The sequence below is a fragment of the Bacillus sp. Marseille-P3661 genome (genome assembly GCF_900240995.1).
GTDB lineage: Bacteria > Bacillota > Bacilli > Bacillales > Bacillaceae_J > OESV01.
Genome location: NZ_LT965953.1, coordinates 455,707 through 476,210, shown reverse-complemented (window position 1 = coordinate 476,210; position 20,504 = coordinate 455,707). Strand labels below are relative to the sequence as shown.

Below are 20,504 nucleotides of genomic sequence, written 5' to 3'. Positions count from 1 at the left end.
CATGCTTAAGCTGATTCATTCTTTAATCTTGGATCAAGTGCATCACGAACTCCGTCTCCTAACACATTAAAACTGAAAACAGCTAACGTAATCGCAATTCCTGGGAATACCGCTGACCACCAAGCCATTTCCATCCAATCCTTCGCCTCACTTAACATAATTCCCCATGAAGGTGTATCAGGTGAAACGCCTAATCCTAAGAAACTTAGCGCTGCTTCAGAAAGAATCGCAAACGCAAAAGATAAAGTTACCTGGACAATAATAGGAGCTAGTGTATTTGGAAGGATATGACGTAACATGATTTTTATATTACTAACGCCCATTGACCGAGCTGCTTCTATATATAAGGAATCTTTAATTTGAAGAACCGAGCCCCTGGCAATCCGTGCAAATGTTGGTGTATACACGATACCAATTGCTATCATTAAGTTTGTTAAGCTAGGTCCTAAAATCGCCATGATTACTAATGCTAGTAAGATATCAGGAAAAGCAAACATTACATCAGTGATTCTTGAGAGTAATCCATCCACCCATCTTCCGTAATAGGCAGCAACGATACCAATAATCACACCGCAAATTAATGAAATCCCAACAGAAATTAAACCTACTTTTAATGAAATTTGAGTTCCATAAATAATTCTACTAAATATATCCCTTCCAAATTGATCCGTGCCAAACAGATGCTCACCGGAAGGTGCGCTTAACATTTGACCAGGATTCATCTCATAAGGATCATATGGTGAAACAAACGGAGCAGTTAGCGACAAAACGATAAATGTCATAATGACAATAAAGCCGAATAAAGCTAGCTTATTTTTTCGAAATCGAAACCATACCTCGCCCACTTTATACATCTCCTTTCAACTTAGGTACCGTAGTTGGACCATATACCAATAATTTTTAACTATGCTAATAGATTCTTAGATTAATAGCGAATTTTCGGATCTAAGAGTCCATAAATAATATCAACGAGTAGATTTATAACAACAAAAGCCCCAGCAATAAATAAAATTGTACCTTGTAGCAATGCATAATCACGGTTAGTGATAGCTTGTAGTGCTAATTGGCCAATCCCTGGCAGGGAATAGATTTGTTCTATAACAACCGATCCACCTAAAAGGTAACCTGTCTGAATACCCAATACAGTTACGACAGGAATTAAAGCATTTTTTAGTGCATGTTTCCAAATAAGCGCACCCTTTGAAACACCTTTAGCTCTTGCCATTTTGATATACTCCTGGCCAATAACTTCTAGCATTGATGATCTCGTCATTCTCATCGCAACAGCAGCAACAGTAGTTCCCATTGCAATACTTGGTAACACCATTGTTTTTAAGTTTTCAATCAGGCCTTCTGATAGAGGTACAAATCCCCCAGAAGGAACCCAGCCTAATCCTAAAGAAAATAATAAAATCATCAATGTTCCAAACCAAAAGTTAGGAACTGAGATCCCAAGGATACCAATAAAACTTGATGAATAGTCAATTCCACTACCTCTACGAACAGCAGCTAAAATGCCTAGTGGAATTGCCAATACGACGGCAAAAAGAACACTTAAGACCGTTAACTCTAATGTTACCGGTAATCTTTGAATGATTGCAGTTAGCACCGGTTGATTCGTAAAGTTTGAGTAACCAAAATCACCTGTTATTACATTACCAATCCAAATTCCATACTGAACGATGACTGGTTGATCTAATCCAAGCTGTGCACGTAAAATAGCCGCTTGCTCTTCGTTATAGTTAGAACCAAGCATAGCAGTTACTGTATCACCTGGTACGACTCGAACTAAGAAGAAAGCAAGTATGGAAATTCCGAAAAGCACCGGAATTGAAACTAGGATTCTTTTTAACACATACATTACCATTCTAGTAGTCCCCCCATTCAATGAAGTTTATAATAAGAAATAAAAGGATAAAATTTAGGATAAAATTGGAGAATTGTAATTGAAATGAAACGAAACTAGCTGTTGAGCTAGTTTCGTTATGTTATTATTGTTGTTTCCATGTATCTTCAAGTGAAATTGTAGATACTGTTGGATTTACATCAAATCCTTGTACTGATTCAACCATTGCTGATGTTTGTGGGTTAGCATATAAGAATACCATTGGTGCATCTTCAGCAATAATTGTTTGAGCTTTTTTATAAATTTCAGCTCGTTCGTTTTGATCCATTGTTGTACGGCCTTGATCTAATAACGCATCAAGCTCTTTATTTGAATAGCCTTGTTGATTATAAAGCTTGTCAGTGTAGAAAATGTTGTATAAGAACTCATCTGGATCTACAAATCCTACCCAACCAACTACAGCCATTTCAAAATCTTTCTTTCCTAACGCTTCGAAAAATACACTTTTTTCTTGTGATAATAATTCAACGTTAATTCCTACTTCTTCTAATTGCTGTTTAATTACTTGTCCTGCTTGAACTTGTGGTTTGTTTGGACTAGTTTTCAATGTTAGACTTAATCCATTTTCGTAACCAGCTTCTTTAAGAAGTGCCTTAGCCTTTTCTAAATCACGATTCGGATAAACAGCTTCTTCATTATGCGCCCAATGTCCCGGTGGGATCGGACCATTTGTTAATACCGAAGCTTGTCCAAATTTAATTACATTATTTAACGCTTCGCGATCAATTGCCCATGCAATTGCTTGACGAACTTTCTTATCTGCCAATGGACCTTCAGTTACATTTAAACCAAGGTATTCCCAATATGTTCCTGTCACTGATTCAACCTTTAATCCCTCTTCTTTACCTAAAAGCGCTACATCTTTAGGTGATACTTGAAGGACGATATCAATTTCCTTATTTCTTAAAGCAGTTGTTCTAGATGTTTCATCTGGAATAGAGCGCCATACCACTTTATCAAGATACGGCTTACCTTCCTTAAAGTAATTTTCATTTTTCTCAAGTGTTAATGCTTGGTCCTTTTTCCATTCAACTAGCTTAAATGGTCCACTACCAGCATCAGCATTATCAAGACTTCCACCGTTTTCTTCAACAACCGTTTGATTTACGATAGCATTAACGGGATAAGCTAAAAACGTTAACAACGGTGCAACAGGCTCTGATAAATTAAACACCACTGTATTAGGTGCTGGTGTCTCAATAGACTCAATTGATGCAAATTGTGCTGCACGAACTTCTTTATCAATAATTCGTTCAATTGAATACTTTACATCTTCAGACGTTAACTCATCTCCATTGTGGAACAGCACGCCTTCATGTAAATTGAATGTGTAAACTTTCCCATCTTCAGAAATAGTGTAATCCTTTACAAGATCACCTTCTAGTTCACCATATGTTCCATTTTTATAACGAAATAATGTATTGTACATATTTTCAATATAACGCATTGACGCAGCATCTGTTACCACGTGTGGATCTAGACTTTGCCCATCTGATAAATCTGCTAGTGTTAATGTACCGCCATATTGTGGTTCACCACTAGGTGCGCTTTCATTTGCATTAGTTTTTGTCTCTTCATTGGCATTTTCAGTTGAATTAGTGCCACAAGCTCCCAATATTAATACAAAAGCAAGAGACGTCAGCATTAATAGTTTCTTCAAAATGTTTCCCCCTTTTGTCAATTTTTGTCAGAATCTTATAGTAATTGTACTTTTATTATAGTTTGAACATATTATGACAAACTATGTGGAGATTCACAGACTTTTTATTCACAAATTGTGAGGAATCACAAAATATTTATTGTAGAATAAATGGGTCAAAGTTCCCCTTCTGTTCTGAGGAAAGTGAGGAATAACATGATAATGAGGGAGATTGGCTTTGTTGTTTCTTTTCAACAACTAGATCTGAATACTGACAGTTTGATTGGATTGTAGGTTTTCACGATTTACTTTGCAAGCAAAGTTTGTGGTTATATACATAAAGAGAAATATGATTTGAAAATTTATATTATTTTTCCTCTTTAGTGTAATATTATGAATGAAAGTTCCGTAATGTATCATAGTGGAAATTCCTATTATATATTTTTCATTGAAATCACGATTCGTATATTTTTTCTTCAACTATCTCTTGGATAGGATCCTGAAATTATACTTCTAAATGATGTATCTAAAAGGTGCAATAATCGGTGTATTACAATTTAATGCAGCGGTAATTAGCACTTTTTTTATTACATTAAATTATCTCGTAATATATCATTTTTAATATTTCCATTCATTTGTATTTTTGCTACAATTTATAAGTTATTAATAGGTAAATTTTAATGACTCTAATGAAGATACACTAGGAGGTAAAAGCGATTATGTTTGACCAATTGTACAACATATTGTTTGTTCTGATCCAATTGGTAGTTGGGATTATCGGTATATACCAAATCGTCTTAGGCTTTGCTGGCCTATATAAAAAGAAAGAAATGAATCCTCCTTCACCTAGCAAATCTTTCGCTGTTGTAGTTGCGGCACATAATGAGGAATCGGTGATAGAGCCTTTGTTGAAAAATTTAAAACAGCTGGACTATCCTGCGCATCTTTACGACATTTTTGTTATTTGTGATAACTGTACTGATAAAACGGCCGACATTGTGAGAAAGCACGGACTTAATCCAATGGAGCGTACAGACCTCGTAAATAAAGGGAAGGGGCATGCAATTGAGTGGATGCTTACGAATCTATGGAAAAAAGAACGTTCCTATGATGCAGTTATTATTTTTGACGCAGATAATCTAGTAAGTCTCAATTATCTAGCTGAAATGAATCGTAAATTACTCCAAGGCCATAAAATCATACAAGGATTCCTAGAAACTAAAAATCCTTATGATTCATGGGTATCGATTTCATATGCGATTGGTTATTGGTATATCAATCGTGCCTGGCAGTTGGCGCGCTATAATCTTGGCATGGCAAATATCTTGGGTGGTACCGGCATGTGCTTTGACGCCAAATTATTAAAAGAAATGGGGTGGAATTCCCACTCCTTAACTGAGGATGTAGAATTCACAGCCCGAAGTATTATTAATGGCATATACCCTACATGGGCTAATGAAGCCATTATATATGATGAAAAGCCAGTTACCTTAATGAGTTCCTATCATCAACGAATACGATGGATGCGCGGTCATATCGATTGTGCCAATCGATATATGTGGCCGCTAATCAAAGTGGCTTTTAAAAAAAGAAGTTTAAAAATATTCGATGCAGCCCTATATATGTTCCAGCCATTCCGACTTTTAATGGTTGTCTCCATATCGTTGTTGCTTTCGTTACATCTCGCAACATCGGTGTTCGAGCAGCTTGGTGTTTATCAGATTGTTCCTTTCTGGGTCTTCTGGGCTTACCATATAATCGTCTATCTTCAAATCCCTCTAATAATGGCACTAGAGAAGAAGAAGTGGAAGGCTTTTTTAGGCTTGCTCATATTTCCTATTTTCCAATTAACTTGGTTCCCGATTACATTAATAGCACTTCTAACTACAAGAAATAAATCTTGGAACCACACAATTCATACCCGCTCAATACAGATTGAAGACGTTACACGACCGTAATTAATACTTTGGGGGAATCATGCTTTGAAATCTGCAAATTCACTTTATACGATCCTGAACAAACATAAATTATTTAATAATCTAACAGATGATGAGTTAGCCATACTATCTTCAATAGCTGAGATAATAGAATATAATGAACAAACTGATTTTATTAAAGAGGGAGAGTTGGATAAGAGCGTTTATTTAATAGAAGAGGGTAGTGCCGACGTTCTAAAAATCAGCGAAGAAACCGGAGAAATTTACTCACTCGGTGTATTGCAAGCAGGAGATTGCGCTGGTGAAATGGCATTGATCGCAGGGTCCACCGGTCGAACTGCAACTGTTAGAGCTCGTGAAAAATCATTGATCGTTAAAATTGACTTTGATCAACTGATTGAGAGAAAGGAAAACGAATCCCTTTATATTAAGCTGTTAAGTAATATCTCAAAGGATCTTTCGAATAAATTAAATTCAACAAATCAACTCACTATTAATACGCTAAAAAAGGAACTGGAAACGAGTAAAGCACGAATCGCTATGGGGATGTTTACTGTCTACATACTTTTTATCCTTAGCATTTATACATTATCTTTTCGTTTTCTCGTTGATTTAGTTATTAAGTGGGGATCTGCTTGGATCTCTGTTACTATTCTTGCCATTTTTGCATCTGTAATGTTTATTCTTATTCTTAGAAGTGGTTATCCACTACGCACTTTTGGTCTAACCCTTGCAAACTGGAAAAAGGTACTACTAGAATCCTTTATTTTAACAATTCCACTTCTAATCGGTATCGCCATCGCCAAATGGATCATATTGCAACATCATCCTAACATCAATGATTCAGTTTTTCGGATTGTGTCAATGGTGAAAGAAGGAGGTATTGATTCGAGAATCCTGATCTATGGATCTGCTTATGCTTTGTTTTGTCCAATCCAGGAATTTATAACCCGCAGTGGCATACAATCTGCTCTGCAGAATTTCCTGCCCCCGTCTAAAAAACGGGTTTGGATCGCGATTATTTTATCTAATCTTCTTTTTTCAATGGCACATGCCCATGTTAACTTAACTTTCGCATTATTAACTTTTATCCCTGGATTGTTTTGGGGCTGGATGTATGCACGGCAACAATCTCTATTAGGCGCAGCCTTTTCCCACGTATTAGTTGGCGTGTGGATTTTCTTTATTATAGGTATCGATAAAATTTGGAATGCTTTATTTTAATAATGACAAAGGCGGCCTTCATCATTGGATGAAGGCTTTTGTTTACTTTTTAATACTCTTCATTCCGCAGTTGAAGAGATTTTGCAATAATTTTGACCTACGTAAAACCCTTCATTCCGCTGATGAAGAGGTTTCAACTCCATTTTGTACCGTGGAAAACCCTTCATTCGCGCGATGAAGAGGTAATTTTCCCAATTTGTACTGCGGAAAACCCTTCATAGCAGCGATGAAGAGGTTTCTCCTCCATTTTGGACTGCAGAAAACCCTTCATTCCGCTGATGAAGAGGTTTCAACTCCATTTTGGACTACAGAAAACCCTTCATCGCAGCGATGAAGAGGTTTCTCCTCCATTTTATACTGTGGAAAACCCTTCATTCCGCTGATGAAGAGATTTCTCCTCCATTTTATACTGTGGAAAACCCTTCATTCCGCTGATGAAGAGGTTTCTCCTCCATTTTGGACTGTGGAAAACCCTTCATTCCGCTGATGAAGAGGTTTCAACTCCATTTTGTACCGTGGAAAACCCTTCATTCCTGCGATAAAGAGCTTTCGCCTTCCATTTCAACTCCTAATTATCCTTCATTCCCACAATGAAGAATTACAATCTCATAAAAATACCTAACTCAAGCAGAAACGCCTGATCACGATACTATCGGGATCAGGCGTTTTATATTTTTAAAATGATTAGATAATACGAGTTGTAACGATACCCTCGATTTGATTGATTTTTTCTTCTAAACCAGGAATTACATCGCCGTTTACTTTGTTATCAATATCAATTAATGTATATGCGTAATCTCCACGGCTTCTATTTACCATGTCTGCGATGTTCAAGTTATAGTTTGATAATGCAGAGGTAATTTGACCAACCATGTTCGGTACATTTTTGTGGAACGCAGCCACTCGACGTTTTCCAGTATACTCTAAAAATGCATTCGGGAAATTCACTGAGTTTTTAATGTTTCCTGTTTCTAAAAATTCCTTTACTTGGCGTGAAGCCATAATTGCACAGTTTTCTTCAGATTCTACTGTAGATGCACCAAGATGTGGAATTGGAACTGCATTCTTCATTTTTAATACATTTTCATTTGGGAAATCAGTTATATACTTACCCACTTTACCACTTTCAAGTGCAGCTGCCATATCTTCTTCATTTACAAGGCCTCCACGAGAGAAGTTTAGGATATGAACGCCATCCTTCATGATGCTGAATGAATCTTTATTAAACATACCTTTTGTATCATCCGTTAATGGTACATGTACAGTAATATAATCAGAGTTAGCAAATAATTGTTCAAGTGTCATTGCGCGTTGTACATTACGTGATAAATTCCAAGCTGTATCAACTGAAATGAACGGGTCAAAACCGATTACATCCATATCTAGATCAAGTGCATCATTTGCTACAAGGGCACCAATCGCACCTAAGCCAATAACACCTAATGTTTTACCTTTAATTTCTTTACCAACGAATTGTTTCTTACCTGCTTCTACAAGCTTAGGAATTTCTTCGCCTTGTCCTTCTAAACTCTTTGTCCAAGCAATACCAGCAAAAACGTTACGAGATGAAGCCATTAATGACGTTAATACAATTTCTTTTACAGCGTTAGCATTAGCACCAGGAGTATTAAAAACAACAATTCCTTGTTCTGTGCATTTTTCAACGGGAATATTATTAACACCAGCTCCTGCACGTGCGATTGCTTTTAAATTACTGCCAAGTTCCATTGAGTGCATGTTAAAGCTACGAACAACTATTGCATCAGGATTTTCACTGTCGTTATCAATAGCAAAGTTACCTTTACTGAAAACATTTAGCCCACTTTCAGCAATATTATTTAAGGTTTTAATTGTTTTAACATTATCTACAGCTACTGTGCTCATTATAATTTCTCCTCTTTCCTATTTTTGATGGTGTTCATATCTAAAAAAATAATAACTTCAAGCAAGAGAACATCGAACATTTTTATATTAGTTTACTATAAAAATGGAGTCTATAGTAGATTTCCTATAGCAACCTCTGCTCGGAAACATAAAAAGGCAAGGGGATCTTCCCTTACCTATGCCCAGGCGAACGGCTTCGAAACTATGTGCTCCCTCACGGTTCCCCGTTTTTTCGCCAGTTACACATAGCCTTTTTCTTTGCTTTTATTTTAACAAGGTTTTCGACAAGATTCAACCTTCATTTTAAGATTATTCATATAATTTATCTAAATAGAGTTTTACTAGTAAAATTTTTTCTAGACTATCACGTTCCACTTTCCTCTTAACCTTGTTTATCGTTTACCTCCCTTTACTGAAAGGCTCTTTTCAACGCATCCGTATATTGGTCAACAGCTCGTTGACTTACTTCTGCATCAGGCACCATACATTCAAATGCATGAAAACAACCGGGATAGAGATGGAACTCGGTAGGGACACCCGCTTGACTTAATTTTTTTACAAAATCCAGTGTATCATCGCGGAATAAGTCCAATGTACCAATGCAAGTATAGGTTGGTGGCAAGCCTGATAAATCTTCGGCAGAACTAGGTACCGCATATTGGGTAACTTGTTCCCCAGTTAGGTCACCAAGATAAAATTTCCAAGCTCTTTCATTTAATTCCCGGTTCCAAATCCTTTTATCAGTAATTTCAAAGCTTGATGGTGTATTATGTAAGTTATTTATCATGGGGTATAGCGGCATCTGGAAGATAATTGGATACTGATTACGTTCTCTATTTAGTAATGAAAGTGCCAGGGTAAGTCCTCCACCTGCACTAGCGCCAGCAACAGCTATCCTCGTAACATCAACACTTAATTCTTTAGCATTACTAAACAACCATTCTAACGCAGCATAACAATCTTCTAATGCAGCCGGATATGGATGCTCCGGTGCTAAGCGATAATCAACAGATACGACTAAACAATTTGCTTTTTCCACAAACTGCTGACAAAGGTTATCATCCATTTCAGGTGCGCCATATATATAACCACCACCGTGAATCCAGAGTAATCCTGGCGTTCCATCTTTTTTAATAGCCGGCTCATAAATTTTAATTCGGATACTAGTTTCAGCCTTTTCCACGTTAATATAACGTTCTTTAATTAATACCTTTGAATTAGATACAGCTTTTTGCTTTTCATATTGCATGGAAAGAAATCTTCTTCTTTCTACAATATCTTCATCTGCTGTTCTAGTTTTAGGCAACTTTAAAAAGAACTCTTTTAATTCGGGATTTATTTTTTTCTCCATATGTCAAATAAGCCTCCATATTTATTAGCTGACCTTAGTATGACTTATTTTAATTCATTTTTAAACTTTTTTGTAAAATGGATACTTCAAATTAACTGTAGGCTAATATTTAAATTTATAGAAGGATTATCGGGAGTAACTGTCTAATTTAAAATATGGTAGGAATCCCCATAAAAACTCCCTGCCGAGAAGGAGATGGAGCTATCGTGGCGAAAGAGGCACGAATTGGTAAATCAGATTTGATTGTAAATCCTATTGGACTTGGAACCAATGCTGTTGGAGGGCATAATCTTTATCCAAACCTAGATGAAGAAGTAGGTAAAGATTTAGTACGTACCGCTTTAGATCATGGTATTAACTTATTGGATACCGCTTATATGTACGGTCCTAAACGCTCAGAAGAATTAATCGGTGAAGTGCTAAAAGAAAGAGGAAATCGTTCAGAAGCTGTCATTGCAACAAAAGGGGCTCACAAATTCGTTGGTAATGAGGTTTTGATAGATAACTCACCTGCTTTTTTAAAGCAAGCAGTTGAGGATAGCTTAAAAAGACTTCAAACTGATTATATTGACTTATTTTATATTCACTTTCCAGACAAAGATACGCCAAAAGCAGAGGCTGTTGGTGCTTTAAAAGAACTTAAGGATGAAGGAAAAATCCGAGCTATTGGTGTCTCAAACTTTTCCCTTGAACAATTGAAAGATGCAAACAAAGATGGCTATGTTGATGTTTTTCAAGGAAATTATAACTTACTAGAAAGAGACGCGGAAAAAGAATTACTTCCATATACAGCGGCAAATGGTATTTCATTTATTCCTTATTTCCCGCTTGCATCTGGACTGCTAGCTGGTAAATATAACAAAGACACGACATTCAATGATTCACGTGCAAAAAAGCCACACTTTCAAGGTGAAACATTTTTACGGAACCTTGAAAAAGTGGAACAATTGCGTAAAATTGCAAATGAAAATAACATTGACATAGCAAATATTGTACTTGCTTGGTATTTAACGCGCGATGAAATTGATATTTTAATACCAGGAGCTAAACGCGCTGATCAAGTACTCGCAAATTTAAAAACATTAAATGTCCAACTGACAGCTGAACAAGTTACAGAAATTGATCTTATTTTTAGTTAATTCGTTAATTGCCTGCCAGCACATCGCTCGAGCACACTGCTCTCTGGCAGGCATTAAAATAAACCTATTCGATTAGGCTATAATCACTTTAATATGTCGTCGCTGAATAAAACTTAAACGTACAACAAAGCCGATTGCAGCACTAGTTAGGCCAATTGTTATCCCAACCCAATATCCAAATGCACCCAACTCCGTGTATGTCGATAACATATACCCAACTGGCAATCCAATACCCCAATATGAAACAAGGGCTGTAATAAAAGGAATAGTTACATCTTTATAACCTCGTAACACGCCCTGAAGAGAGGCCTGTGTAGCATCGGAAAGCTGATAAATAATTGCAAATATAATAAACTTCATTGTCATTTCCACTACTTCATGATTATCAGTGTACAAATAAGCAATATGTTCCCTATAAAAATAAAGAAAAACCGATGATATGGCCAAAACTAGAATAGCAGAAGACACACCTAATAGGCTGTATTGTTTTGCATCCTCGTAATTTTTAGCTCCTACCTCATATCCAACTAAAATAGTCAATGCCATTGAAATACTTAGTGGCACCATAAAGATTAGCGAGGTAAAATTTAAAGCTGCTTGGTGGGCTGCAACGGTAACTGTATCAAACATAGAACCGATTAACAAAGTAACAGCTGAAAAGATACTGGCCTCAAAAAAAATGGAAAGACCCATTGGAACACCAATCGCAAGCTGTTCTTTCCACGCTTGCATGCTCGGTTTACACCAATGAACAAATAACTTATATGATTGCACTCCTTTTATATTAAAGGTCATCCAAATGCTTATCAATAATAACAACCAGTAAGTGATTGCTGTCGCATAACCGGCTCCAATACCTCCAAGCTCAGGTAAACCGAATTTTCCAAAGATAAGACCATAATTCAACACAATGTTGATCGGTACTGCCACAATCGTAATGACCATTGTTATTCGTGTCTTGCCTTGAGCATCAAAGAAGTATCTTAGAACATTAGCTGCAAACAATGGAATAATTCCAAAAGATAAGCCAATTAAATAGTGTTTAGCAATATGATGAACTGCAGGTTCAAGTTCCATAAACGTTAATATTGGCTCCAAACTAATTGCACCAATACCTATAACTAAACAAGCGATCAGCACCGAAAGGTATAAACCTTGCGTCACTGTTTGGGAAATTTTGTCTCGCTGTCCTTCGCCGATATACTGTGCAACAATTGGGGTCACTGCCAGTAAAATGCCGTTAATCCCTGTGAAAACAGGAAACCATAGACTAGAGCCAATGGCAACTCCTGCCAAATCGTCAGTCCCTGCTCGCCCGGACATCATCGTATCAAATAAATTCATTGCATAAAGTCCCATTTGAGTTACCAAAATTGGCCACAATATTATAAAGAATAAGCCTGTCTTTTTCTTAAATGTTTTGGCGTGGTGCATATATTTCCTCCGAGTTTTCTATTATGTGAGTATGCGTCTATTTTATTATGATATAAGGAAGGATGTTGTAGTAAAGTTTAAGTTATTTATTCGCAAGAAAATATAATACCACAAAAAGGTGACTTTCTAATAGTTAAACGTAAATAGAGGTATAAAAAAAGACCTTGTAATTATTTTTTAACAATTACAAGGTCTCTACACTTTTATTTTTTTCATACTCTTATACCCTTTCATCTGACTCTTTTGAATTACAAACGTTTAGCTGTGCACGTTGAAAATGATTAAATTGCTTAAATAATGAAGTAAGATACTTTTTTAATTCAAAACGATTATCTTTAACGAAATCCTCCAAGTGAACCTTCTTGTTGCTCATTGTCTCCCTCCTTATTAATAATTTTTATATAACTGTTCTAAATTTATATTATTTAATACTTTTCAGATGAAAGGGCTTACAAACCCTTTCGTTGATTTCATTTTACTATAAAATGGGAATTAAGTGGTACCTTTTTATAATAATTCTTAAACAATTTTTTAACCTCTTTTTACAATAGTATGAAATTGATACAGATTTGGGAAATGAAATTTATTTTAGGTTAGCAAATTTAGGCAAATAATATCGATATATCTGTTAATACTAACAATACCTAAATATATATAACTGAGAGGATATTTTTATGGATGATAAGACAAAAGTTCGTTTAACAGCTGCGGAAATGTCTAGTCTATGGTCGCAATATATAAATGATACATTAGCAGTATGTATGAATACATACTTTCTAGAACAAGTTGAAGACGAAGAGATACGCCCAATAATTGAATTTACTTTAAAAACTGCGAAAGACAATTTATCTATAATGGAAGAGATTTTTAATAAAGATGAATTCCCAACGCCGATTGGCTTTACAGATCAAGACATAGATCCAAAAGCACCGAGATTATTTTCTGATAGCTTTATGTTAATGTATTTACGACATATGTCCATACTTGCTTTGGGAGCAAATACCGCAGCATTAGGAACTGTTACACGACCAGATGTTGTTTCATTTCATAAACGTGTTTTAAATGCAGCAGTTGACCTACAGGATAAAACACGTGAGTTAATGTTAAAGCAAGGTACTTATATGAGACCGCCATTTATAACAATTCCCGATAAAGTAGACTTTGTAGAAAAACAGCATTTTTTAGTTGGCTTTTTTGGTAAGAAGAGGGCTGTTACATCTGTAGAAATCACGCATTTGTTTTTAAATGTTCAAGCAAATGCTATCGGAAAAGCAATTATAACAGGGTTTGCACAAGTGGCCCGTGATGAGGAAGTTAAAGAATATTTAATGCGCGGGAAAAAACTTTCTCAAAAGTATGTTGACTTATTTTCAGACCTACTATTTAAAGAGGACCTACCTGCGCCAATGAGCTGGGATTCAGCCATAACCGATACAACAACGCAAATTTTTTCAGATAAATTGATTATGTTTCACATTTCAGCGATGATTGCCGCTGGAATTGGAAACTTTGGAATGGCCTTGGCCGCAAGCCCTCGAAGAGATTTAGGTTTAAAATATGCATCTTTAATACCAGAAATATCTCTATATGCGGAAGATGGTGCAAACATCATGATTAAGCACGGCTGGTTGGAGGAGCCACCACAAGCAGACGATAGAGATAATTTAATAAAAGAAACGCATTGAAATTTAAGGAGACGCCTGTTTTGTTTATTACAGGTGTCTCCTCTTCTAATATTACTTATTATGCATCAGCTCTTAAGAGATGTAATTTTGTCCATAAATTCTCGCGCTACATTTTGAACTGAGCTATAATCACCCTCTGTAACACCTTTCGTTAGCGCACTACCGATTCCTACGGCAAAAGCTCCATTCTCTATCCACTTTGAAAGATTGTCCAAACTTACACCTCCAGATGGCATTAATTGAACATGCGGAATAGGTCCTTTAACGTCTTTAATAAAGCCAGGTCCTAGAAGGCTACCAGGGAACAATTTCACAACATCTACACCGTACTTTAAGGCCTCCATAATATCTGTAACATCGCTGCATCCAGGTAAATATGGAATGGCATAGCGATTACACATCAGAGCAATAGCTTTGTCAAAGTGTGGACTTACAACGTAGCGAGCACCTTTCATGATTGCAATTCTTGCTGTTTCTTCATCTAAAACTGTTCCAGCACCGATAATCATCTCGCTGTTGCCAGAACGAGTTAGCTCAGCAATCGCATCTTCTGCACCAGGAGTAGAAAATGTGATTTCTAGTGAACGTATTCCACCTTTAAATGCTTCCTTAGATATCTCAACTGCATCCTCTTTATTTTTGCCGCGGATTACGGCAACTAAATAGCCTTTATGCATTTCATTAAGTATTTCGTATTTTTGTAACATACCTTTCACCTCATATGTATCAAAATAAAACTGCTTTTTCGATCAGAAAACGTCCTGCTAATACAATTATGTTTTATGATATTTAGGATGTATTGAACCTGCTAAAATATACTAGATCGCATATTTATTTTATCCCCTAAGCATACTAGTATACTAACATACAAGATTTTCTTGTACAAATAATTTTCTGTGCAAAATAAAAGATGCCTGCACGTTGTATGCAAACACCCGATAATATACAAATACTATTATTTTAATTCTCTTTTAGCATCCTCTTCTTTTTCTTCATGCAAATAATCTACATATTCATCTGATAATTCACCTAAATGAATCATCTCTTCACCTTCAAGAATCATTTCCTCTAACTCATACATCCATTTCGGTAGAGTGAAATCTATAAGTAGCTCTCCAGATTTACTATAGATGCTAATAAAAAGATTTTTTGGCAGCTTTTCCATCTTCAGAAGTTCTTTCAATGTGATCTCTTTATTATCCGTACTATATTTAACTTGAATCTCGTATAGCTCCTCCGATTCAGTCAATATTTGTACTAACTCATCTAATTCCTCATCACTTAGATCTGCGGTATTTGATATATCTGAAAATTGTTCAAGGCGATAATCAAGCATTTCCATTTGATCTAGTTGATTTTTGTTATTCTCTTCAACCTGCGTTAAATATTCGAAGAACCGCTCCGTTTCTTCCTCGGTTAGACCCATTTCAGCTAATTCATTTTCAATTTCAGCCATATATTCATCATGGTTCACATAAAAATCCACAGCCGCTTCTAAATCCTCAATGAATTTATATTCAGCTAATGAATCACCAAAATGATCTAATAGCTCTTTTAATTCAGACTCAGTCATATTATATCGGTTTAACATATCTTGTAAATTTTGAGCAGTAATAGGCGTTCCAAGTATCCATTTTAAGTCTTCAACTGACTCAAATTCCTCCAAAGGTATCTCATAAAAATCTAAATACTCAAGCAGTTCTTGTTTTGTCCAACCAATTTCTGCTAAGTATTGGTTTAGCTCCTGTTCAGGAGGAGCAGCAGTAGCTATAGAAACATTCGATAGGTATAAAGCAAGTAACAAAATAAGCCCAAACTTCAAGAACTTCATTCATTAACCTCCTTCTGTATTGTTTGTATTATATTATCAACAGTAATGTTCCCTATAAGCTGAATGGCAAGTAGTGAAAGTAACTACCTTAACAGGCACAAACTCCCTTCATTAGAAACGTTTGAGGTATGTGGGAGGTTTTTAAGAGCTAGTAGTAATATTTTTTGGCTTTATTCGTTTTTTTGTGACCGTTAGACTACTTTTTTGGCGTTTGCGGGCACGATTAGTGACTATTCGTTACCGCTTGTCTGCTTTTTTGGCGTTTGCGGGCACGATTAGTGACTATTCGTTACCGCTTGTCTGCTTTTTTGGCGTTTGCGGGCACGATTAGTGACTATTCGTTACCGCTTGTCTGCTTTTTTGGCGTTTTCGGGCACGATTTGATGCTATTCGTTTCCGCTAGCTTGCCTTTTCGACGTTTGCGGGCACGATTTGATGCTATTCAGTACTACTTGCTTGCCTTTTTGGCGTTTGCGGGCACGATTTGATGCTATTCGTTTCCGCTAACCTACTTTTTTTACGGTTTCGGGCACGATTAGACTCTATTCGTTACCGCTAACCTACTTTTTTGGCTTTTACGGGCACGATTAAACGCTATTCGGTACCACTAGCTTGCCTTTTTGGCGTTTTCGGGCACGATTAAACGCTATTTGTTACCGCTTGACTGTTTTTTTGGCGTTTCCGGGCACGATTTGATGCTATTCGTTTCCGCTAGCTTGCCTTTTCGACGTTTTCGGGCACGATTAGACGCTATTTGTTACCGCTTGACTGTTTTTTTGGCGTTTTCGGGCACGATTTGATGCTATTCGTTACCACTAGACAACCTTTTTGGCATTTGCGGGCACGATTAGTCGCTATTCGTTACCACTTGACTGCATTTTTTGCGTTTAGGGGCACAATTACTGTATCCCCTAACGTTTTTCCATGTTCGCAGGCATAATTTGATTCTATTCGTTACCGCTTGCTTACCTTTTCGACGTTTTCGGGCACGATTTGACGCTATTCGGTACCGCTAACCTACTTTTTTGGCATTTTCGGGCACGATTAGACTCTTTTCGGTACCGCTAACCTACTTTGTCGACGTTTGCGGGCACGATTAAACGCTATTCGGTACCGCTAGCTTGCCTTTTTGGCATTTGCGGGCACGATTTGACGCTATTCGGTACCACTAGACAACCTTTTTGACATTTGCGGGCACGATTAGTGACTATTCGTTACCACTTGCTGCATTTTTTGCGTTTAGGGGCACAATTACTGTATCCCCTAACGTTTTTCCATGTTCGCAGGCATAATTTGATTCTATTCGTTACCGCTTGCTTACCTTTTCGACGTTTGCGGGCACGATTAGTCGCTATTCGTTACCACTTGACTGCATTTTTTGCGTTTAGGGGCACAATTACTGTATCCCCTAACGTTTTTCCATGTTCGCAGGCATAATTTGATTCTATTCGTTACCGCTTGCTTACCTTTTCGACGTTTGCGGGCACGATTTGACGCTATTCGGTACCGCTAACCTACTTTTTTGGCATTTTCGGGCACGATTAGACTCTTTTCGGTACCGCTAACCTACTTTGTCGACGTTTGCGGGCACGATTAGATGCTATTCGTTACCACTAGACAACCTTTTTGGCATTTACGGGCACGATTAGGCCATTCTATATGGTTTTCCCATGTCCGCCGATCACGATAAATCTTTATCATTGCAGTATCTAATAGTTTACTTTTCTGACATCCTCTTAGAAAAACCCCACAAAAAAGCTGAACTTCACTAATGTGAAATCCAGCTCCTCCAAATAGCTAATTAAATTTGAGATTGCAGTTGACTTTGGATGTTAGAGTCGTTACGAATTGTTGCCTGTGCTGCAGCAAGTCGAGCCAATGGCACACGGTATGGTGAGCAACTTACATAATCTAATCCTGTATTGTAGCAGAACTCAATCGAGCTTTTCTCGCCTCCATGTTCGCCGCAAATACCTGTTTTTAACTTTGGATTTGTTTGACGGCCAAGCTTTACTCCTGTTTCAACAAGTTTACCTACACCTTCCTGATCCAGAACTACAAATGGATTTTCTGGCAATATCTTTTTCTCAATATATGCCTGCAGGAACTTGCCTTCCGCATCATCACGGCTAAATCCAAATGTTGTTTGTGTTAAGTCATTCGTACCAAATGAGAAGAAATCTGCTTCTTCAGCAATTTGATCGGCAGTTAAAGCAGCTCTCGGAATCTCTATCATCGTCCCGATTAAATAATCGAATTCCATGCCGGTTTCTTCTTGAACTTGAGCAGATGCATCAATAACAAGTTGACGCATTTGTTTCAATTCATTGACATGACCAACAAGTGGAATCATAATTTCCGGCTTAACTTCTAAACCTTTTTTAGATAACTCAGAAATCGCATAGAAAATAGCCTTTGCCTGCATTTCATATATTTCTGGGTGAATCATTCCTAGACGGCAACCGCGATGTCCTAACATTGGATTAAACTCATCTAACTGACGAACTTGCTTTAGTAGACGTTCTTTTTCTGTTAATTCTTCAGAATTTGGTGCAGTTAGTTGAAGTTTTGTGACTTCCACTAGCAACTCTTCCTTATCTGGTAAGAATTCATGTAGTGGTGGATCTAGTAATCTAATCGTAACTGGCAAGCCTTGCATCGCCTCAAATATACCTTCAAAATCACCCTGTTGCATCGGTAACAGCTTATCTAATGCAGATTTACGCTCTTCATATGTTTCAGCTAAAATCATACTTTGGACAATAGGAATTCGCTTAGCATCCATAAACATATGCTCTGTACGGCATAACCCAATACCACCGGCACCAAATTCAAATGCCTTTTGTGAATCTTCTGGATTGTCGGCATTTGCACGGACCCCAATTTTTCTAATTTCATCTGCCCATTGCAATAACAATTGGAATTCATCTGATAGCTGTGGATCAATCATCGGAATTTCACCAAGCATGATTTCACCAGTACCACCATCAATCGTAATAATGTCACCGTGCTGAACTACTGTATTTCCAACACTAAATTGCTTAGCTTTTAAATCAATTTTTAAAGTTTCACAGCCACAAATACATGCTTTTCCCATACCTCTTGCAACAACAGCTGCGTGGCTGGTCATCCCACCACGGCTTGTTACAACTGCTTGGGCAGCTACAATTCCGTGAATATCATCAGGCGTTGTTTCTGGGCGTACCAAAATAACCTTTTTACCTTCGTTTCCTAAAACTTCAGCCTCATCTGCATCAAATACAACTCGACCAGTTGCAGCCCCAGGTGATGCAGGTAGTCCTTTAGCGAGTTGCTTACGTTCAAATGTATCATCAATTCGGCGATGAAGCAGTTGGTTTAACTGGTCAGGATCAACGCGCAGGATTGCAGTGTTTTTATCAATGATGCCTTCTTGTACCATTTCTACTGCGATACGAATAGCTGCTTGGGCTGTTCTTTTACCTGTTCGTGTTTGTAAAATAAACAAGTTTCCGCGTTCAACCGTAAATTCAATATCCTGCATATCTTTATAATGCTGCTCAAGGCGCTGGCATGTATCTGTAAATTGCTTGAATACTTCAGGCATTTCTGCTTGTAGTGTATGGATTGGTTGTGGTGTACGAATCCCCGCCACCACATCTTCTCCTTGAGCATTAATTAAATATTCACCATAAAGAACAGACTCACCTGTCGATGGGTTACGAGTAAAAGCAACACCTGTTCCAGAATCATTACCCATGTTACCAAACACCATGCTTTGAATATTAACTGCTGTTCCAAGGTGATCTGGAATTTTATTCAAACGGCGATAAACGATGGCACGCTGATTATTCCATGAGTTAAAAACAGCATTAATAGATAGGAAAAGTTGTGCTTTTGGATCTTGCGGGAAGTCTTTTTTAGTACGCTTTTTGACGATATTCTTATAGCCTTTAATAACTTCCTTCCAGTCTTCAGCGGTTAATTCCGGGTCTGACGAATAGCCTTTTTCCTCACGGTATTCCTCTAAGAGCTGTTCGAAGAAATACGTATCCACCTCTAGCACTACATCAGAAAACATTTGGATGAATCTTCGGTATGAATCATATGCGAAGCGTGGATTATTCGTTAACTTAGCCATTCCCTCAACAGTTTCATCGTTCATTCCTAGATTAAGAACAGTATCCATCATCCCTGGCATTGAAAATACTGCACCTGATCGAACTGAAACAAGCAACGGATTCGCTGGGTCACCGAGACGTTTACCTGTTTTTTCTTGAAGAGTTGATAATGCTTGTAAAATTTGATCTTGAATTTCAACAGAAATCGTTTTTCCCGATTCATAATAAGCATTACATGCTTCAGTTGAAATCGTAAATCCAAATGGAACTGGCAAACCTATTTTTGTCATTTCAGCTAAATTTGCACCTTTTCCACCTAATAACTCCTTCATCTCACTGTTTCCTTCATTAAACAGGTATACAAACTTCTTCAT

General features: G+C 37.2%; 14 protein-coding genes and 1 riboswitch. Of the genes, 4 read left to right on the top strand and 10 right to left on the bottom strand.

The genetic code is table 11. The features are described from left to right. Positions 1-5: 5 nt before the first annotated feature. From C1724_RS02145 to C1724_RS02135, 3 genes are all read right to left on the bottom strand, one after another. Positions 6-845, bottom strand: a complete 840-nt coding sequence (locus C1724_RS02145) for an ABC transporter permease (protein ID WP_374703414.1) — start codon at positions 843-845, stop codon at positions 6-8. 80 nt (positions 846-925) lie between these two features. Next, a complete protein-coding gene (locus tag C1724_RS02140; protein ID WP_102345104.1) occupies positions 926-1,867 on the bottom strand; it encodes an ABC transporter permease in 942 nt (313 codons plus the stop codon). Positions 1,868-1,991: 124 nt separating this feature from the next. Continuing rightward, positions 1,992-3,566, bottom strand: a complete 1,575-nt coding sequence (locus tag C1724_RS02135; RefSeq protein ID WP_102345103.1) for an ABC transporter substrate-binding protein — start codon at positions 3,564-3,566, stop codon at positions 1,992-1,994. Positions 3,567-4,264: 698 nt separating this feature from the next. Between C1724_RS02135 and C1724_RS02130 the strand changes: the two genes are divergently transcribed. Together C1724_RS02130 and C1724_RS02125 are read left to right on the top strand one after the other, a co-directional pair. Beyond that, on the top strand, positions 4,265-5,503 hold the full coding sequence (locus C1724_RS02130; protein ID WP_102345102.1) for a glycosyltransferase family 2 protein: 1,239 nt from the start codon (positions 4,265-4,267) through the stop codon (positions 5,501-5,503). Positions 5,504-5,527: 24 nt separating this feature from the next. Then, a complete protein-coding gene (locus C1724_RS02125) occupies positions 5,528-6,706 on the top strand; it encodes a CPBP family glutamic-type intramembrane protease (protein WP_102345101.1) in 1,179 nt (392 codons plus the stop codon). Positions 6,707-7,390: 684 nt separating this feature from the next. Here C1724_RS02125 and C1724_RS02120 read toward each other — a convergent pair. Both C1724_RS02120 and C1724_RS02115 read right to left on the bottom strand, forming a co-directional pair. Further along, positions 7,391-8,590, bottom strand: coding sequence for a phosphoglycerate dehydrogenase (locus C1724_RS02120; protein ID WP_102345100.1), 1,200 nt, complete (start codon positions 8,588-8,590; stop codon positions 7,391-7,393). Between the two features lie 173 nt (positions 8,591-8,763). After that, positions 8,764-8,843, bottom strand: a riboswitch (ZMP/ZTP riboswitch). 156 nt (positions 8,844-8,999) lie between these two features. Beyond that, entirely contained in the window at positions 9,000-9,941 is a 942-nt protein-coding gene (locus C1724_RS02115) for an alpha/beta hydrolase (RefSeq protein ID WP_102345099.1), read from the bottom strand. 206 nt (positions 9,942-10,147) lie between these two features. Here C1724_RS02115 and C1724_RS02110 point away from each other — a divergent pair, with 206 nt between their 5' ends. Then, entirely contained in the window at positions 10,148-11,080 is a 933-nt protein-coding gene (locus C1724_RS02110; protein ID WP_102345098.1) for an aldo/keto reductase, read from the top strand. 72 nt (positions 11,081-11,152) lie between these two features. Here C1724_RS02110 and C1724_RS02105 read toward each other — a convergent pair whose 3' ends face one another. Next, the gene (locus C1724_RS02105) at positions 11,153-12,514 is read right to left on the bottom strand and encodes an MATE family efflux transporter (RefSeq protein WP_102345097.1); all 1,362 of its coding nucleotides are present in this window, start codon (positions 12,512-12,514) and stop codon (positions 11,153-11,155) included. 220 nt (positions 12,515-12,734) lie between these two features. Continuing rightward, positions 12,735-12,887 (bottom strand): hypothetical protein, encoded by a 153-nt coding sequence (locus C1724_RS25395; protein WP_180994097.1) that lies wholly within the window; start codon positions 12,885-12,887, stop codon positions 12,735-12,737. Positions 12,888-13,188: 301 nt separating this feature from the next. Between C1724_RS25395 and C1724_RS02100 the strand changes: the two genes are divergently transcribed. Next, positions 13,189-14,199 (top strand): DUF3231 family protein, encoded by a 1,011-nt coding sequence (locus tag C1724_RS02100; protein ID WP_102345096.1) that lies wholly within the window; start codon positions 13,189-13,191, stop codon positions 14,197-14,199. A 65-nt stretch (positions 14,200-14,264) separates the two neighbouring features. On the opposite strand, the gene C1724_RS02095 is transcribed toward C1724_RS02100, so the two are convergent. The 3 genes from C1724_RS02095 to ppdK form a co-directional block, all read right to left on the bottom strand. After that, on the bottom strand, positions 14,265-14,906 hold the full coding sequence (locus tag C1724_RS02095; RefSeq protein ID WP_102345095.1) for a bifunctional 2-keto-4-hydroxyglutarate aldolase/2-keto-3-deoxy-6-phosphogluconate aldolase: 642 nt from the start codon (positions 14,904-14,906) through the stop codon (positions 14,265-14,267). A gap of 248 nt (positions 14,907-15,154) precedes the next feature. After that, positions 15,155-16,030, bottom strand: a complete 876-nt coding sequence (locus C1724_RS02090; RefSeq protein WP_102345094.1) for a processed acidic surface protein — start codon at positions 16,028-16,030, stop codon at positions 15,155-15,157. A gap of 1,801 nt (positions 16,031-17,831) precedes the next feature. Further along, positions 17,832-20,504, bottom strand: a complete 2,673-nt coding sequence (ppdK, locus tag C1724_RS02085; RefSeq protein WP_102345093.1) for a pyruvate, phosphate dikinase — start codon at positions 20,502-20,504, stop codon at positions 17,832-17,834.

Excerpts from the sequence above, each read along its gene's own strand:
- C1724_RS02130 (WP_102345102.1), top strand. The coding sequence starts at position 4,265 with ATGTTTGACCAATTGTACAACATATTGTTTGTTCTGATCCAATTGGTA.
- C1724_RS02140 (WP_102345104.1), bottom strand. The coding sequence starts at position 1,867 with ATGGTAATGTATGTGTTAAAAAGAATCCTAGTTTCAATTCCGGTGCTT.
- C1724_RS02120 (WP_102345100.1), bottom strand. The coding sequence starts at position 8,590 with ATGAGCACAGTAGCTGTAGATAATGTTAAAACAATTAAAACCTTAAAT.
- ppdK (WP_102345093.1), bottom strand. The coding sequence starts at position 20,504 with ATGAAGAAGTTTGTATACCTGTTTAATGAAGGAAACAGTGAGATGAAG.
- C1724_RS02095 (WP_102345095.1), bottom strand. The coding sequence starts at position 14,906 with ATGTTACAAAAATACGAAATACTTAATGAAATGCATAAAGGCTATTTA.
- C1724_RS25395 (WP_180994097.1), bottom strand. The coding sequence starts at position 12,887 with ATGAGCAACAAGAAGGTTCACTTGGAGGATTTCGTTAAAGATAATCGT.
- C1724_RS02100 (WP_102345096.1), top strand. The coding sequence starts at position 13,189 with ATGGATGATAAGACAAAAGTTCGTTTAACAGCTGCGGAAATGTCTAGT.
- C1724_RS02105 (WP_102345097.1), bottom strand. The coding sequence starts at position 12,514 with ATGCACCACGCCAAAACATTTAAGAAAAAGACAGGCTTATTCTTTATA.
- C1724_RS02090 (WP_102345094.1), bottom strand. The coding sequence starts at position 16,030 with ATGAAGTTCTTGAAGTTTGGGCTTATTTTGTTACTTGCTTTATACCTA.
- C1724_RS02115 (WP_102345099.1), bottom strand. The coding sequence starts at position 9,941 with ATGGAGAAAAAAATAAATCCCGAATTAAAAGAGTTCTTTTTAAAGTTG.